A 15,570-nucleotide genomic window follows, 5' to 3' on the forward strand; every position below is an offset into this window, starting at 1 on the left:
GATGGTTTGGAAGTTAGGGATTAACTTTACCAGTAATTGTGAAACCAGCCCAGTGGTAGAGATCGGCATAAGGAGGTTTGTCAGATTCAATTTTAGCACTATCTCTGCGGGTGAGGTTAGCTTCGTCTCTCAAATCTTGACTGCAACCGGAATTGTCTTTCATTATTTCAGACAATTGCAGATACCAGTTGGATAGTTCGCTGTAAGTAATAGTTCGGAGCCATTTTTGCGCTTCTTTGAGGGCTAGTGCCGGATGCAACTTATTTTGGCAACGCTGTTCCTTGAGAATTTGATAGAATCGAATCATCATTAAAGCGGTAGATATCTCATCGCTGGCTTTGCCTTTGTGAAAAGATTCAAAATAAGTGCCGATTTTTTTGCCGTATTCGTCGTAGTGCCTCGTCTTTTTGCTGGTGCAACGTGCTGCAAGCAAGGCGATAGTCACAATTGCTGGGCTGATATTTCTTTAAACCTTCATCCCAGTTTTGAATAGCTTCACTGTAGCGCCCTGAGTAGAAAAATACCCAACCTCGACAGACCCAAGCTTCCAATGATTGATCGCCTGTAATTTCTAAGGCTTTGTGGAAGGCTGCTTCCGCCTCACTGTAGCGGCCCAGACAAGTTAAGGCAGTGCCCAGCCCGTTCCAGGCATAGTGGAATTGGGGGTCAATTTCTAAGGCTTTCTCGTAGGCTGCGATCGCCTTCGTGTAGCGCCCCAGAAAACTTAGGGCATTGCCCAGCCCGTTCCAGGGATAGTGGTCTTTGGGATCAATTTCTAAGGCTTTCTCGAAAGCTGCGATCGCCTTCCTGTAGCGCCCCAAAGCATTTAGGGTAGCGCCCTGCCCATACCAGGCATGGTGGTATTTGGGGTCAATTTCTAAGACTTTCTTGAAGGCTGCGATCGCCTCTTTGTAGCGACCCAAATCCTTTAGGGTATTGCCCAGGTTGTACCAGGCTAAGTGGTATTTCGAGTCAATTTCTAAGGCTTTCTCGAAGGCTACGATCGCCCCTTCTAAATCTCCTTTATAATCATGCTCGACTCCTTGATTATAGAATTCTATAGCCTCTTGACTGATTTCTCGTGGTAAATATTCTGCCTGCAAAGTTGAGTCGCGCTGGTTAGCAGCGGATGAATTCTCTGTAGAATAAACACTCCAACCCTCCCTTGCCAACAATCGAGTAAGAATATTTTCACTTATAACCGATGAATCATCGGCAGGATTCCGATTCAAGCTCTCCCCAGCCAACAATTGCCTGCCGATATTGCCAGCAACCTCACTCATTTTCCCGCAATTCATCTCACCCAGCCGCACCATCCGCCCACCCAATTCTAAATTCGTTTCCGGGGATACCAGCAACCTTTCTCCAAATTCTTGCAGCCAGTTTACCCACTCAGTATCTTTGATTTTGCAGCCGATTAAAAAGCCTTTTATTTCGCCCCGACTCCAGCCTTGTTCAACACCCTCTAACAGTGCCATGAATTTCTGTTCGTATTCCCCAAAAGAGCGAATCGGAGTAGGCTTTGGCGGTGGGGGTGCTCCTTTGCGGAAATGTCGCTGAATTTGCCGCCACAGGTTGAGGATGCTTTGCCAAATTTGTCCGAGCATTGGCTGGGTTGGTGATGTGTTGTTGGAAATTGTAACATAAGCAACGGAGGACACGGCAATGCCGTCTCCCTACCCTCGATTAATTGTAGGGAAACGGCACTGCCGTGTCCTGACTTTGGCCGCAGAGGATACGGCAATGCCGTCTCCCTACCCCAAATAATTTTCGGGGAACTAAGGACTTTAGTCTTTACTAGAAACGATCTTCTTCCTTACCCTAAAAAGAAATAATCAAGTAACCATTCAGGAATTTAGCACCAGTAACAGATTTCCCAGTTAGCGCCGGAGGCAGCAAAATATTGCGCCGCTGATCGCCCGCTTCGATCGTGACTTCCGGCCCGGATTGAATCAATTTAATTTCTTTCTTGTCAAACCCAGGCAAAAACAAACTAACTTGACGCTGTGCAATGTTTATGTTAATCGGTTTAGGAGCTTTTGCCGCCTCAGAAAAATCTGGCAAAGCATCAATTAGCGGCTGCCAGTTATTGTCACTGTGCGCCGGAACCGAAACAGCCGTCAAAGGATCAAACTCCGCAGTAATAGCTTCTGTAACCGATGCTTGATTAACAATGACACCGCCCACAGTCAAACCAACTTGTTGAGAACTTCCCCAAAGATAGCGGGCAGTTGCGATCGCACTTGCATCCCCAGTCGTCACCAAAAAAGCCGCCGTGCGGTTCGGATCTGCCAGCGCTTCCTTACCCTTATCCAAGAGATTATCGACTTGCTTAGTAGATTGAAAAGCATTGTCTCCCGACAAATCCACAGTCAACACCGTACTGACAACTGGTTGAATAAAAGGTGAAAGCGCTTTCCCCAAATCCGAATCTACCAAAGCTTGACGGAACCTGCGGATATACCAACTCAGAATTTCCGGCATTCCCAGCATCCGCAGCGTATCCATGCCGCCATTGCCGTCATAAACAATTACATCGTATTGTTTGCTGTCGTCGTATTCCCGAAGTTCGTTCAACGCCAGCGCGCTGTCCATTCCCGGTAACACTCCTAATTCTTGACCGTAAATCTGCTTGAAAAAGGGAGTACGGACATATTGAGCTTCTAATTGTTTAACTTCGTCCCACCTGCGTTCTAGCAGCGGCGCGCTTTGCACCTGAACTGCTTTGAGGTTGGGGGCGATTTCTTGAGGGTTGAGAGTCAGGGGAACCCCTAGCAGGATGCCCAATGCAGGGCCCGGATCTTGGCCGAGCAGCAGAACTCGCTTGCCTTGAGCCGCGTATTTTTTAGCTGTTGCGATCGCGATCGTACTGCGGCCAGTGCCGCCTTTGCCCAAAAATGTCAAAATCAAAGCCATTTTCTGTTCTCACTGCCAAAGCTTACTCTTTAACATTTAAGCGCAACCTTCAGCCAGAGTGGGGGAGGAGGGAGAGTGGAGGAAGAGGAGAGTCGGCGAGTGGGAGAGTGGGAGAGGGAAAGAATTGGGAAAATTTTTCCTCTTCCTTCTTCCTTCTTCCTTCTTCCTTCTTCCTTCTACATCTGTTAAACGGGTTCTAGCTCATCTTCAAAGAACCAAGTCGCAAAACCGTCAAACTTGACAACCACGCCTACTCCGCTACCGTCAACCATTTTGAATCCGTCAACAGTGCCTACAGGATTCTCCTTTATCTTGCCCACTATATTTGCAGGTATCCGATCTCTGAGACGGCGCACCTTAACTCTCTGACCTACTTCTATTGCCACTGAAATTGTTCTCCTGCTCTATATAACCTATATACAACCGTTTATTTTACAGTTTGGCGTCTACTTCGGAACAGCAACAGCCGCAGGCGATCGCTCACTATGATTTTCCATCGAAATTTCCACCAACTTTCCCTAAAAAACGGTATTCTAGTCGGAGTTTGTCGATCGTCTACCCTGATTCGCTTGGGTTTGCTTCATAATGTTCCACAGCGGCAACCTCCACTGGCAGAGGCTGTTCACCACTTAAATAATTATTTTTTAGTGATTCGCAAAAAGAAGTTTTTTATTAATTGCCACAACTACAGGATTTCTCCCCAATTATTCATCCTTCAGGCAGAAGCCAAAAGGCATTCAAAAGCAGTAATTAATTTTATGTTTGCTATATATAAATCTGCCCTCTCTGACGTTGACAACGGCGAAATTTCATGCTGTAAAGGACTTTGAGTCTGGTTTGCCAAATTTCCCGAAGGTCAGATTTTAGGAAACGGTCATGTTGTAACAGTTTACTAAAATCTGACCCAAAAAAGAAGTTTTAATGCTAAAGTTTCAGGCTGATAAAGTTTATTTTTGCTGCTGTGTTACGGCATAAAAAATGGAACGATTGCCGGATTTAGGGTGTCTGATACAGGAAAGGAAGTCTAGAAACTTCAATATGACAAAATTGAAATTATGAATAAAATTTTTACCTGTGGGCGCTCGACCCAAATTCCGCTCCTAAGTTTGTCGTTAGCTGTGTTCGCCTGTCTGCCGCTGGGTCGTGCGACGATCGCCAGTCCGCTCTCTCCATCCCCCAAACAGCCCTCGAACCCTACTAAAATTGTCTCAGTCGATCGACAGCCAGCACTACCAACCGCCTCCAAATCTCCAACAAATCCGACAACAGTGGCGGCGAATCCATCCCCAGCAGAGACGATAAACGCTCAGGGAACAACGACGGGGCGATCGCTCGAAATAGAAGAAATTCGCGGTACAGTCAGCTTTAAAGGGCGGCCGGCGGTTGTGGGCGATCGGCTACTCGCCCCCGGAGACGAAATCATCACCGGCCCCGATTCCACAGCCCGTTTAGGTATCGACAACAACATCGGCACCGTGGAAGTTGGCGAAAAAACCGCAGTCAGAATATCCAATTTGTCAAGCAGTGCAGGTGGGGAAAAAGACACAGCCATTTTTGTCAGCAGGGGGCGAGTCAGGTTGTCGATCGGCAAAACGGCTGCGGCAACTCCCGCAGCCAACACCTCAACAATTATCCCGCCAAACCAAATAGTCGCCCTCAATACCTTCAGCGGACTCGGCAAATCCAGTCAAATTGCCCAACAAAAAAGTTCTGCCAAAACTGCCCCAGTCAGGGTTGAAACCCCAGAAGGTGTTGCCGGAGTTCGCGGCACCTCCTTTGGCGTCAGCGTCGGCGGCGGGAAAACCGCAGTCGAAACTATTGAAGGTGCAGTCGTAGTATCCGGCAGCGCCGACTCAGAAGTAGTTGTCAACAGCGGCAACTCCACGACCATTTTCCCTCAAACCTCGCCCGTGGCGCCCTCAGCGAGCCCCCGCCTAGCTCAACTCAACGTCCGCAGGTTGTTGAGATTCAGCGGCAATATCTATCGCCTCAGCGGTCAAATTAACCCGATCGACACACTTTATGTCAACAACGAAGCTATTAAGATCGATCGAAATGGCAACTTCAAAATCCAAGGAATTTTACCTCCAAGCCGCCGCCTCCAAATCGTAGTCCGAGGCCCGTCAGTCACAGAACGGCATTACAGCCTCGCAGTTCCCTAAACAACCTCTCAGAGCAAATTGCGCGGGCAGTCTCTGAGGATCTGAGTTAGATCGTAAGTTTTAGTTGAGTTGATTATTTCGTGTAAGGGCGAAGCATTTCGCGGTGAAACTTCGTAAGCCCAGCCGCGTCTAAATCTTAAAGTCAAGTTTAATTCAATTATTGTGAGGTGTCCCGCCCGCCTACAAATATAATTTAGATGCCCAACAAATTACTCAAAATAAAGAAATTTGGCGTTAACCTTTCGCCATTACGGTATTGTAAAACTTCATGACTCTAATATGCGTTCCGGTTGCAGCGGAACAATAAAATCGAGTCAATAGTTAACACTCAAGCATTCAGTTTTTAGATAGCGAGTCAACAGCCAAAAGTCAACTGTCAACAGTTAACAATCAACAGGAGTGCCACCGCAATTGATATATAGCCATCCTCGCATCCTTTGTGAATTTCTTACCCCCTCCCCTTGATAAGGGGAGGGTTGGGGTGGGGTAAAAATTTTAAAAAGGATGCGAGGATTGATATAACTCCTCCCGAAGGTCGGACTCAAATGTCAATGATTTCGTCAAATTAATTGCATGAAGTTCAAAGAATGGATCGATCATCTCAAACAAAATCACCTGCTCGGCCTGCGGCAATATATATTCACAAATCCTCCCTGGATGACAGGGGCAGTAGTAGGTATAATGTCTGTAGCCATGCTGCAATTTGGAATGTGGAAACCCCTTGAATATTTGGGATACAAAATGCTATTTCAAATTCGAGAATCGGGAATTTTGCCAAATCCCGGATGGGATTCGAGAATTGCGGTAATTGCGATCGAACCGCATTCCTTGCAAGAATACGGTCAATTTCCTTGGCCTCGCAACCGCTACGCCCAACTGCTAGAAGCACTGAAAAAATCTCCCCCTACAGCAGTTGGTTTTGACATTCTTTTCCTCGATCCAAGTCCGAAAGATGATATTTTAGCCGCTGCAATCGCCGCCAACGGCAAAGTTGTACTCGCTAGAACCACCAAAGAAGAACCCGTAGCATCTTTAATAGCCGCCGCCGCAGGTGTCGGCCACATCGGCCAGGAACCCGATAGCGACGGTATTAGCCGCGAGTCAAAAATCTTTCTCAACGGGATTCCTAATTTCGGTTTAGCAATGACTCACAGGTACAATGCTGCTAACCCCCAAGATCCAGTATTGCTCCCACAGTCCAAAAATAAGCAGGAAAAAAAAGTCTGGGTTAACTGGCCGGGGCAAACAGAAAATCTGCCTACCTATGCTTTTGTTGATGTCGTAGAAGGTAGAATTCCCGCAGATGCTCTGACCAATAAGTTAGTTTTAGTGGGCATAGTTGCTACCGGTTTAGACCCGATATCTTCACCTCTCGACAAAACTACGGCTGGGGTTTATTTATATGCAGCGTTGGTTGACAATTTGCTTAATCAACGCTTGCTACGGCGGCTGCCGGTACTCGTAGAAATTTTGTTATTGTTGGGGATTGGGTCGCTTACTGCTTTGGTTCTGGGCAAGCGAGGTGTTAAAGAGAGAATTGCGATCGCTCTCGGTTTGCCTATAATTTGGATTGCGGCTGCTGCTTTGTTATTTGGCTTCTTTTTTTGGTGGGTTCCGATTGCCGCACCTATCGGCACTCTCATTTTATCTAGCACTGCTTTGCAACTGCGGGAACAGTACGAAAAGCAGCAGTTGATGAGGTTATTTGAAAAGCACGTCGATCCAGAGACTGCTCAGCTTATTTGGCAACGCAAAGCTGAGATATTTGAACAGGGAGAACTCGAACCTCAAGAACTTACAGCAACGGTGCTGTTTATGGATATTCGTAGTTTTACTTCGATTTCAGAAAAAATGCCGCCGCGAGATTTACTCACCTGGCTGAACAATTATTTGCAAGCGATGACCAACTGTATTATGGATCACGGCGGCGTTGTAGATAAATACATCGGTGATGCAATTATGGCAGTTTTTGGGGTGCCTTTTTGCCATACCGAATATGGACAAATTCAACAAGATGCTTTGAATGCAGTTGCGGCTTGTATTGCGATGCACGAACGGCTGCACCAACTTAATCAGCAGCTTAGAATTGAACGCAAACCTTTAATTAAGTTTGGCATCGGTTTGCATACCGGACAGTTAGTTGCTGGCAGCGTGGGCGGTTCCAGGCGTTTGAATTATTCTGTGATCGGCGATGCTGTCAATGTTGCTGCTAGATTGGAGGCGATGAATAAGGAAATTGTTTCTGACAGTCCTTTTAATTTGTTGGTGACGGCGAGGACTTTTTCTTACGTGCGCGATCGCTACGAAGGCCAAAAAGTAGGCTCGATTCAATTGCGCGGCAAAAAAGAAGAGACTGTGGTTTATGCTATTTTGGGCGAAAAGCATTAGTCAGTTGTCGGTTGTCGGTTGTCAGTTGTCAGTTGTCAGTTGTCAGTAGGGAAAATTACCTTTTTCCCAATTCCCCATTAGACATTCCCCATTCCCCATTCCTAATGACTACTGACTACTGACCAATCTAATCAAATACGCTTAGCCGCAGACTGTGAGCTATTTTTTCTAATAGAAATAAGCCACCGATAGAATTTCCGTCTTTATCCAGGGGCGGACTATAAAAGCCGATCGCACCTTGACCCGGAATTACCGAAAGCATTGCCCCGCTAACTCCAGACTTTGCCGGCAGCCCCACCCGCAGCGCAAAGCGACCCGACGCTTCATACAAACCGCAAGTTGCCATCAGCGCTTTGACAGTACGGCTGTTTTCCCTCATTGCTCGATCGCCACTATTTACCAAAACCATCCCCAGCTTAGCTAAATCCTCCACACTTCCCGACAAACAGCAGACGCGATTGTAGGTTTCTAAAGCAATTTCTGCATTTTGAATATAACCAGATTCTACCATTCTCAAGGCTAGATTCCTATTGTTTTGATTCGGGTTTGTCTTCACTGAATCGAGCATTAACTCGTCAAGAAATAACTGACTGTTTGCCTGTTGATTTAACCATTCGAGCAAGTTTTGACAGCGCGCCACAGCATTTTCACCGGGCATCAAAGACGCTAGGGCGATCGCTCCGCTATTAATCATCGGATTTCTCGGCTTCCCTTCGTCTATTTCGAGTTGAATTAGGGAATTGAAAGGCAGTTCCGAAGGCTCGCAGCCAACGCAGTCAAATACCCTTTTTTCGCCCAATTCGCACAGCAAATAAAGCAGCACAAAGGGCTTGACTACACTCATCAGCGGGAATGTTTTAGCAATTCTACCCCAGCTCAAAAATTTACCGTCAATTGCCCGAATTTGCACGTCAAACCCTTGTCTGTCGGCTCGCGCAAGGAGAGGTATGTACGCGGGGATTTGACCGGATTTACTGCGATTTATTGCCTCTTTTGCCCAAGCTGCTAGTTGTTCGGGTTCCAAGGAAGATAGTTGGCTGGTGGATATATTCACGCTCGATTATTTCGATCATTTTAAATTTTAGATTGGTATTCCTGGCGCGATATTGAGCCATAAGCCCGGTTTGTTAACGGAATTGCGTCACTTGGGCCCGCTGCGGGAAGAAACTGGGTTTCTTGGGGGATCTCAACCAAGCTCGAACTTGAAGCTATTGACGTTTCTGTCCGCCGGGAGCAAATAAATTTTTCATAAAAAACCTGTACTTTGCATAAAAATCTCCCCTTCACCCGGATATATAAGTAGCAGCTTCAAGGCCAGGCTGCTATCTAAAACAAACCAGCACTAGCTGGAAATGCCTTCAGATTCTTATGTTTAAGCCCCTGTAAGGGGCGGGGTGCATATTTAACTTAATTCTTTCAGAGTTCGCAAAATCCTGTCCGGAAAACCCCCGAACCTTTAAGAATGTACTATCCAACCGGATTCACCAAAACCAGGATAAAAAAATGGCAGATGAAGCGAAAGCAGAAGCACCAAAGCCCGCTCCCATGATTTTTAAGGGTGTGTGCAAGGAGGGAGTTCTCAAAGGCAAAGAAATTGAAGGCAAACTAGATATCAAAGTCAACGTCGAATCTGTCACAACCCCAGAAGCACCGCCCAAAAAATCCGAGTGGGAGCCAGTTATCTTTTGGGTATTGTTTGCATTCATGGCAAACTTGATTGTCGGCGACCCCGCCGGAATGAGAAAAAAATACAGCTCCCCACAAAGGTCTCATTCTCATCAGATGTTAAACCAATCTGGGGAGCAGTCGCTGTTGCCTAAGAAAAACACCAGCAACTTGCCACTTTAGGCTCTGGGAGCCTGCCAGCCGCGCAAATAGTAATAAAAAGACCCGAAATATTCATCGAATACTCGCGTCGTAGTTACCAAAGCTTCTGCACTGGGCAGAAAATCTCCCGCGTCTAAGCGGAGTCTGGATTTTCCTCCTGATGTGGGTTGAAAAGTGTAGAAGTCGGTAGCCCTAGGAATCACCTGGATTCCCATATTCGCAAAAGCGAGGCTGGCACGCCGCATCTGAATCGCAGATGTTACCAGGATTACTTTGCGCGGGGCGCCACGGCTGTCGAGTATCTTTCTCACTTCTTGGGCGCTGGTGCGTATGTTGCTGCCGTTATCGTCGAGAACGATACTGCTGCGCGGCACGCCCATGTTGTTTGCCAGCAAAGTCTCGATATCCTTCGCTTCCCCAACATAACCCTCCAACTCGTCTCTGGGGCCAGCGGTAACGATGACCATCGGTGCCACTTTTTGGCGGTACAAAACGGCAGCATAGGGCAGGCGATTGCCTGTATCTGTCAGTTGAATCGCTACTCGGTTGGGGATGTGAGGCTGAGTGGTTCCCTTGCCTAGGAGAACTATCGCTGCGGCAGTTTCATCGCAGCAAGCTGTGCGGACGGCAGCAGCGGCGTCCCGTTCTGCTTGGTCGGCGAACCAGTAAGCGACAACTGGCATACTCGAAAGGATCAAAACTAGCAGCGCTGCCAGGATCATTCTCGGCGCCGGGTTGCGGATGCCCCCGTTCGTGATCAGCGCCGATGCAATCACCAGCAGAGTGATGGAAAAACCCAGCGGCTTAAAGAAGAAGGCTATGAGCCCGAAAATCGCTGCTCCGACTGGTGTGTCTGGCGCAAAAAAAGCCAGGAACAAAAGGCTGATCAGCAGCAAAACGCGCAGTCGGTCTAATAACGGATTGTCTTTACCTCCTGATTGATCCCACCACGATTTGATCAGTGAGAACAGGAGGAATAGAAATAGAATGCGAGCTAACAGTTCTGGCATCTTGCAATATTCTGTGTCTTCATAAATTAGTACGGAAGTGTGGAAACGAGCGCGAATTTAGCTGCGGGAGGAAATACGGACATCGGTGGGTTTTTAACTTTCGCGAATAACGCAGTCCGATCGCATTTATTCTGATGCTCGCTTCCGGTCAGCTATCAACCATTGGTTGCAGGGTGAAACCCGCTACTTCCAGTCACAGATTGCTGACAGTTAATTGGTAATTGATAACTGGTAATGGTTGATTGGTAATTGGTAATGGATTGAGTACGCCACAGGTGGAATTGACAATTCAAGCCTGCTTTGTTCTGCCTACTTTTTTCCCCATTACCTGTTACCGATTGACCAATCCCAATTTATCGGCGCTTCAGTTGATTCCGAATTGCCTGCGTTACCGTTTGAATTACTTTAACACGAGCATAATACTTGTTATTGGCCGCAATTAGCGTCCAGGGAGCAGCCGGCGTGCTGGTGCGCTGAATCATTTGATTCACCGCTACTTCATAATAATTCCACTTTTCCCGATTCCGCCAATCTTCCTCGGTGAGTTTGTATTGTTTAAATGAATTGTTTTGCCGCTCTGTAAACCGCTTTAGTTGCTCATCAGGACTGATGTGCAGCCAGAATTTAACTAAGACACAACCGAAACTGGTGAGTTGCTCCTCAAATTCGTTGATTTCCTGATAAGCTCGGCGCCATTCGGGTTCGGTGGCAAATCCTTCGACTCGCTCGACGAGCACTCTACCATACCAACTTCGATCGCAAATGCTGATTTTACCAGCAGTTGGCAGCCGTCGCCAGAACCGCCAGAGGTATTGGTGGGCTTTTTCTTCGTCTGTCGGCGCCCCAAAGGCATTAACGGTGTAACTGCGGGGGTCTAATACATCCGTCAAGCGTTTGATTGCTCCTCCTTTACCGGCGGCGTCCCAACCTTCAAACAGCACTAACACGGGGATTTCCTCTTCGTAGATACTTTGTTGCAGTTTCCCAAAACGGGTTTGTTCCTCGCGAAGTTGCTGTTTGTATTCGTCGGGCGACAACGATTGAGTTAAATCTACTTGGGCTAGCAAGTCGGGTTCAGTAGGTTGTAAGTGTTCTTGATGCGGCAATTGTATCGGTGCTGATTGCATCGTTCGTCTGTCTAAGGCTTCTGTAATTGTCGCTGCCATTTGCGTTAAAACTTTGACTCTCGCCCACCGCTGACAATCGCCTTCTACTAGCGTCCAAGGTGCGGGGCCAGTGCCGGTTTGGGATACCATTTCTTCGGCAAAAGTTGTGTATTCTTCGTATTTTTTTGCTTGTTTCCAATCTTCTGGCCGCACTCGCCAGGCTTGTAAGGTGTCGTCTTCTAGTTTTTTGAGCCGATGCTTGAGTTCTTTTTTGCTCAAGTGAATCCAAAATTTGGCAATTGCGGCGCCGTCATCAACCATCTGCCGCTCGAAGGCGTTGATTTGCCTGATTGCTGTGGGTACTTCGGCGTCGGAGACTCGATCGAACAATCGGTCTTCTAAAATGTGAGTGTACCAACTGTGGTAGAAAAAACCAATTTTGCCGCGGGCGGGGAGTTTCTGCCAAAACCGCCACAGAAAAGGATAGCCCATTTCTGCATCTGACTGCGGCCAAATCGGGTGGACGGCAAACCCCCGCGGGTCCATGTACCCTACCATTTGTTTGACTAAAGCACCCTTGCCGGCAGCGGCCCAGCCTTCGAGAACGATAATTGCGGGCAATTTTTTTTCCCTGCAGGCCAGTTGGAGCGATCGCAACTGTTGCATTAAAATTTCTATCTTGGCATCATAGGTTTCTTTATCCAGGGAGAGATCTAAATCGAGGTTGTCGAGCATATTTACCTCATATTAATCTGTAAAAAACAGTTTAACGTTAGTTTAACGTTAGGATAAAATTAAATCCTCAACTCAGGGAAAAACGTTATAAAAATTACAGTTACGGCTGGTTAAAAGCCTGAGCGCTCCTGCAATCAAATGCCAGCCTCGTTAATACTAGCAACATTCCCTCGATTTCCAACTTGCCAAAAAAAACAGCTCAGGTTATAGTTGAAATAGGCAACTTTTAAATAAGTTAAACTTCTCCCCTCCCCCGATCGGGCGAGTTAACAGGAGGAGCCAAAAATCCCTGAAAAAGGATTTCTTGTAAAAAGAGCAAAAGTAAAAATCAACTACCCGGTGGGGGTGACAACTTCTTTACTTAGCTGTAGAAACTTTATTCAAACAATAGTAGTTACTTAAGCACCAAGCTTGGTAACGAAAGAGAGCGCGACTCATCGACATCCAGCCATAAACTCACCTACAAAACTAGCCCAAAAAGCAAACCAATTTTTATGATTGCGCTATAAGATAAAACCTGAAAGCCTGGGTGATATAAACAGGTTTCTGAGTTTTATCGACACCATTCTCAAATACTAAAAACAGTTTAGATGCGGGCTCGCGTGCTCGCCCCACAAGAGTATTTATTTCTTGTGGAACAGGCCGAAAAGCCTGTTACTGACGTTTGTCCAAAATGTCTGAATTACTGTACTTGTTTGCCAATACCAACTAAGAGGAACAGTCCGAAATTACGGATTGCAAGTTTTTCATGAATATCTTGACAACACGCTCCTACAAGGGCGAAACTGACTGGTGCGCGATCGCAAATTTGATCGATGCTTGCGAAGCCGTAGATAGACTCGGCGAAGAAGTCTCAGCAACTGAACTCAAGCTAATACTTGATGCACCCAAACTCGACAAAGCCCGCGACGTGCAGTTGTGGGAAGATGGTAATTACAAACTAATCGGTTTGTCACTCCTAGATATGCCCGATTCTCCTGCAGAAATAGACGCTTGTCTTTGGTTTTATGTGGAGCCAAATGTTCGTAGCAAAGGTTTAGAAAAAGACATAATTAAGTGGGCAGAAAAGCGGCTGCGCGAAGTAGGAAAAGAACGGAATTTACCTGCAAAATTGCGTACCTACAGCCGCGAGGACAAAACCGATGAGATGCGGCTGCTAGAAAAACAGGGCTTTGAGGTCGATCGCTATTTTTGGACAATGGCCCGATCCCTCGCCGAACCGATTCCCGCGCCGGAATTCCCTGCCGATTTTGCACTGACTCACGTATCCGGAGAACAAGACATTCAACCCTGGGTAGAGATGTTCAACCAGTCATTTATCGATCACTGGAACCACCACGATTTAACTGCGGAAACCGTGCGCTACTGGATGCAAGACGCCAATTATCAGCCGGAATTAGATTTAATTGCTGTTTCGGGAGATCGTAAATTTGCAGCTTTCTGCGATTGTCAAATCAAACCCCAAAAAAACGCCCGCAGCGGCACCAAAGACGGCTGGATTGAATTGTTGGGTACGCGGCGCGACTTTCGGAAAATGGGTTTAGGAAAAGCGATGCTGCTGGCGGGTTTGCATAAGTTGAAAGCAGCGGGTGCAAACACAGCTAAACTCAGCGTTGATGCTGACAGTTTGACAGGGGCGACAAAGCTTTACAAATCAGTGGGTTTCCGCCCGATGGAAACTTGGATCGAGTGGGCTAAGACTGTTTAGAAAAGGTTGGCAGTGAAGGCAAGAATCCCGACGGCTTAAAGAAGTCGGGGTTCTCAAGTGCGATCAAATTTTGCGATCGACTTTTGGGTCAAGTGCGATCGCCTTTTTGGATCGAATGGGCGATCGCACTTTTCTTGATTTTCTAAATCAACCGGAAATTAGCCGATGTTATCGCATTGGCACTCACTCCAATCATCACACCTAACTCTTCTCCTGTCAAGACATTTTTGATGAGAGTTCCCTGAGTATTTTGAGTTATTACTAACTGACCAAAGCTTAAACCTTCGCTTAATCCAATCAAGTCTTGACCAATTGTAAAATCAGCAATAATATCAAATCCTTGACCAGCTTTTAAGGCAAAGATATCGTTGCCGATACCGCCAATCAAACTATCATTCCCCATGCCTCCGTCAAGGAGATCGGAGCCTTTCCCACCCGTGAGAGAATCGTTATCTAGACCTCCGTAAAGAGTATCATTACCTTGATTACCAAGGATGATGTCGTTACCTTTGCCGCCATAAAGGATGTCATTATCCTTGCCGCCATAAAGGATGTCATTATCCTTGCCACCATAAAGGATGTCATTGCCTTTGCCGCCATAAAGGATGTCATTGCCTTTGCCTCCGAAGATTAAATCGTTGCCCGACTCGCCAAGAACGATGTCGTTTCCTTCTTCTCCATAGAGGATGTCGTCACCTTTGCCTCCGGTGATGAAGTCGTTGCCTTGATTGCCATTAAAGATGTCGTTGCCGGCACCACCATATAAGTTGTCATCCCCGGATTGGCCATCGAATATATTGCCGTTGTTAGTGCCGAAAAATTCATCGTTTTGGGCAGTGCCTATTGGAATTCCCGATACACCAAGTATGGTGTTTTCAACTGCATTGGGTTGCTTTAAAGTTGGTGTCGGAGTCGGTGTTCCCGATGGTGTCGGTGTTCCCGATGGTGTATCTGTGCCGGTTGGTATTCCCGCTGTACCGGTTGGTATTCCCGCTGTACCCGTTGGTATTCCCGCTGTACCCGTTGGTATTCCCGCTGTACCGGTTGGTATTCCCGCTGTACCGGTTGGTGTTCCCGCAGTGCCCGTTGGTGTTCCCGCTGTACCCGTTGGTGTTCCCGCAGTGCCGGTTGGTATTCCCGCAGTGCCGGTTGGTGTATCTGTGCCGGTTGGTATTCCCGCTGTGCCCGTTGGTGTATCTGTACCTGTTGGTGTATCTGTACCCGTTGGCGTATCTGTACCCGTTGGCGTATCTGTACCCGTTGGTGTTCCCGCTGTGCCCGTTGGTATTCCCGCTGTGCCCGTTGGTGTATCTGTGCCGGTTGGTATTCCCGCTGTGCCCGTTGGTGTATCTGTACCCGTTGGTGTATCTGTGCCGATTGGTATTCCCGCTGTGCCCGTTGGTGTATCTGTACCCGTTGGTGTATCTGTACCCGTTGGTGTTCCCGCTGTACCGGTTGGTGTTCCCGCTGTACCGGTTGGTGTTCCCGCTGTGCCCGTTGGTGTATCTGTGCCCGTTGGTGTATCTGTACCGGTTGGTGTTCCCGCTGTACCGGTTGGTGTTCCCGCTGTGCCCGTTGGTATTCCCGCTGTGCCCGTTGGTATTCCCGCTGTGCCGGTTGGTGTATCTGTACCCGTTGGTGTTCCCGCTGTGCCGGTTGGTGTATCTGTACCCGTTGGTGTTCCCGCTGTGCCGGTTGGTGTATCTGTACCCGTTGGT

The 15,570-nt window shown here is 47.4% G+C and carries 13 protein-coding genes; 5 read left to right on the forward strand and 8 right to left on the reverse strand.

All coding sequences use genetic code 11. The annotated features are described in order from the left end of the window. Positions 1-13 precede the first annotated feature (13 nt). The 4 genes from QUA34_RS26375 to petP all read right to left on the reverse strand — a co-directional run bounded on the left by QUA34_RS26375 (position 14) and on the right by petP (position 3,302). Entirely contained in the window at positions 14-445 is a 432-nt protein-coding gene (locus QUA34_RS26375) for a CHAT domain-containing protein (protein WP_333390056.1), read from the reverse strand. Beyond that, positions 357-1,607 carry a tetratricopeptide repeat protein gene (locus QUA34_RS26380; protein WP_333390058.1) on the reverse strand — a complete coding sequence of 417 codons (1,251 nt, stop codon included), beginning with the start codon at positions 1,605-1,607 and terminating at the stop codon, positions 357-359. Before QUA34_RS26380 ends, QUA34_RS26375 begins: the two co-directional genes overlap by 89 nt. A gap of 214 nt (positions 1,608-1,821) precedes the next feature. Next, complete coding sequence (locus QUA34_RS26385; RefSeq protein WP_333390060.1) at positions 1,822-2,916, reverse strand: Get3/ArsA fold putative tail anchor-mediating ATPase NosAFP; 1,095 nt, start codon at positions 2,914-2,916, stop codon at positions 1,822-1,824. Between the two features lie 185 nt (positions 2,917-3,101). Then, positions 3,102-3,302 (reverse strand): cytochrome b6f subunit PetP, encoded by a 201-nt coding sequence (gene petP, locus QUA34_RS26390; RefSeq protein ID WP_333070922.1) that lies wholly within the window; start codon positions 3,300-3,302, stop codon positions 3,102-3,104. A gap of 99 nt (positions 3,303-3,401) precedes the next feature. Here petP and QUA34_RS26395 point away from each other — a divergent pair, with 99 nt between their 5' ends. The 3 genes from QUA34_RS26395 (at position 3,402) to QUA34_RS26405 (ending at position 7,466) form a co-directional block, all read left to right on the forward strand. Then, positions 3,402-3,746: a hypothetical protein gene (locus tag QUA34_RS26395; RefSeq protein ID WP_333390062.1), complete on the forward strand. Its 345-nt coding sequence runs from the start codon at positions 3,402-3,404 to the stop codon at positions 3,744-3,746. Positions 3,747-3,971: 225 nt separating this feature from the next. Then, positions 3,972-5,078, forward strand: coding sequence for a FecR domain-containing protein (locus tag QUA34_RS26400; RefSeq protein WP_333390064.1), 1,107 nt, complete (start codon positions 3,972-3,974; stop codon positions 5,076-5,078). 573 nt (positions 5,079-5,651) lie between these two features. After that, complete coding sequence (locus tag QUA34_RS26405) at positions 5,652-7,466, forward strand: adenylate/guanylate cyclase domain-containing protein (RefSeq protein ID WP_333390066.1); 1,815 nt, start codon at positions 5,652-5,654, stop codon at positions 7,464-7,466. 127 nt (positions 7,467-7,593) lie between these two features. Here the strand turns inward: QUA34_RS26405 and glsA are convergent, their stop codons facing one another. Further along, positions 7,594-8,520, reverse strand: coding sequence for a glutaminase A (gene glsA / locus QUA34_RS26410; protein ID WP_333390068.1), 927 nt, complete (start codon positions 8,518-8,520; stop codon positions 7,594-7,596). Between the two features lie 449 nt (positions 8,521-8,969). Between glsA and QUA34_RS26415 the strand changes: the two genes are divergently transcribed. Then, on the forward strand, positions 8,970-9,314 hold the full coding sequence (locus QUA34_RS26415; RefSeq protein ID WP_333080265.1) for a hypothetical protein: 345 nt from the start codon (positions 8,970-8,972) through the stop codon (positions 9,312-9,314). Here QUA34_RS26415 and QUA34_RS26420 read toward each other — a convergent pair. Then, on the reverse strand, positions 9,311-10,303 hold the full coding sequence (locus QUA34_RS26420; RefSeq protein WP_333390070.1) for a YdcF family protein: 993 nt from the start codon (positions 10,301-10,303) through the stop codon (positions 9,311-9,313). The genes QUA34_RS26415 and QUA34_RS26420 overlap by 4 nt on opposite strands. Positions 10,304-10,656: 353 nt before the next feature. Beyond that, on the reverse strand, positions 10,657-12,144 hold the full coding sequence (pap, locus tag QUA34_RS26425; RefSeq protein ID WP_333390072.1) for a polyphosphate:AMP phosphotransferase: 1,488 nt from the start codon (positions 12,142-12,144) through the stop codon (positions 10,657-10,659). A 748-nt stretch (positions 12,145-12,892) separates the two neighbouring features. On the opposite strand from pap, the gene QUA34_RS26430 reads away from it, so the two are divergent. Then, positions 12,893-13,852 carry a GNAT family N-acetyltransferase gene (locus tag QUA34_RS26430; RefSeq protein WP_333390073.1) on the forward strand — a complete coding sequence of 320 codons (960 nt, stop codon included), beginning with the start codon at positions 12,893-12,895 and terminating at the stop codon, positions 13,850-13,852. A gap of 142 nt (positions 13,853-13,994) precedes the next feature. Here the strand turns inward: QUA34_RS26430 and QUA34_RS26435 are convergent. Then, the coding region (locus QUA34_RS26435; protein ID WP_333390074.1) for a calcium-binding protein at positions 13,995-15,570 on the reverse strand (1,576 nt) is incomplete at its 5' end.

It is taken from the genome of Microcoleus sp. POL10_C6 (genome assembly GCF_036701585.1).
Classification (GTDB): domain Bacteria; phylum Cyanobacteriota; class Cyanobacteriia; order Cyanobacteriales; family Microcoleaceae; genus Microcoleus.

What these genes read in the sequence shown, in the direction of transcription:
- QUA34_RS26380 (WP_333390058.1), bottom strand. Translation starts at nt 1,607, where the DNA reads ATGCTCGGACAAATTTGGCAAAGCATCCTCAACCTGTGGCGGCAAATT.
- QUA34_RS26385 (WP_333390060.1), bottom strand. Translation starts at nt 2,916, where the DNA reads ATGGCTTTGATTTTGACATTTTTGGGCAAAGGCGGCACTGGCCGCAGT.
- QUA34_RS26395 (WP_333390062.1), top strand. Translation starts at nt 3,402, where the DNA reads ATGATTTTCCATCGAAATTTCCACCAACTTTCCCTAAAAAACGGTATT.
- QUA34_RS26400 (WP_333390064.1), top strand. Translation starts at nt 3,972, where the DNA reads ATGAATAAAATTTTTACCTGTGGGCGCTCGACCCAAATTCCGCTCCTA.
- QUA34_RS26405 (WP_333390066.1), top strand. Translation starts at nt 5,652, where the DNA reads ATGAAGTTCAAAGAATGGATCGATCATCTCAAACAAAATCACCTGCTC.
- QUA34_RS26415 (WP_333080265.1), top strand. Translation starts at nt 8,970, where the DNA reads ATGGCAGATGAAGCGAAAGCAGAAGCACCAAAGCCCGCTCCCATGATT.
- QUA34_RS26420 (WP_333390070.1), bottom strand. Translation starts at nt 10,303, where the DNA reads ATGCCAGAACTGTTAGCTCGCATTCTATTTCTATTCCTCCTGTTCTCA.
- pap (WP_333390072.1), bottom strand. Translation starts at nt 12,144, where the DNA reads ATGCTCGACAACCTCGATTTAGATCTCTCCCTGGATAAAGAAACCTAT.
- QUA34_RS26430 (WP_333390073.1), top strand. Translation starts at nt 12,893, where the DNA reads ATGAATATCTTGACAACACGCTCCTACAAGGGCGAAACTGACTGGTGC.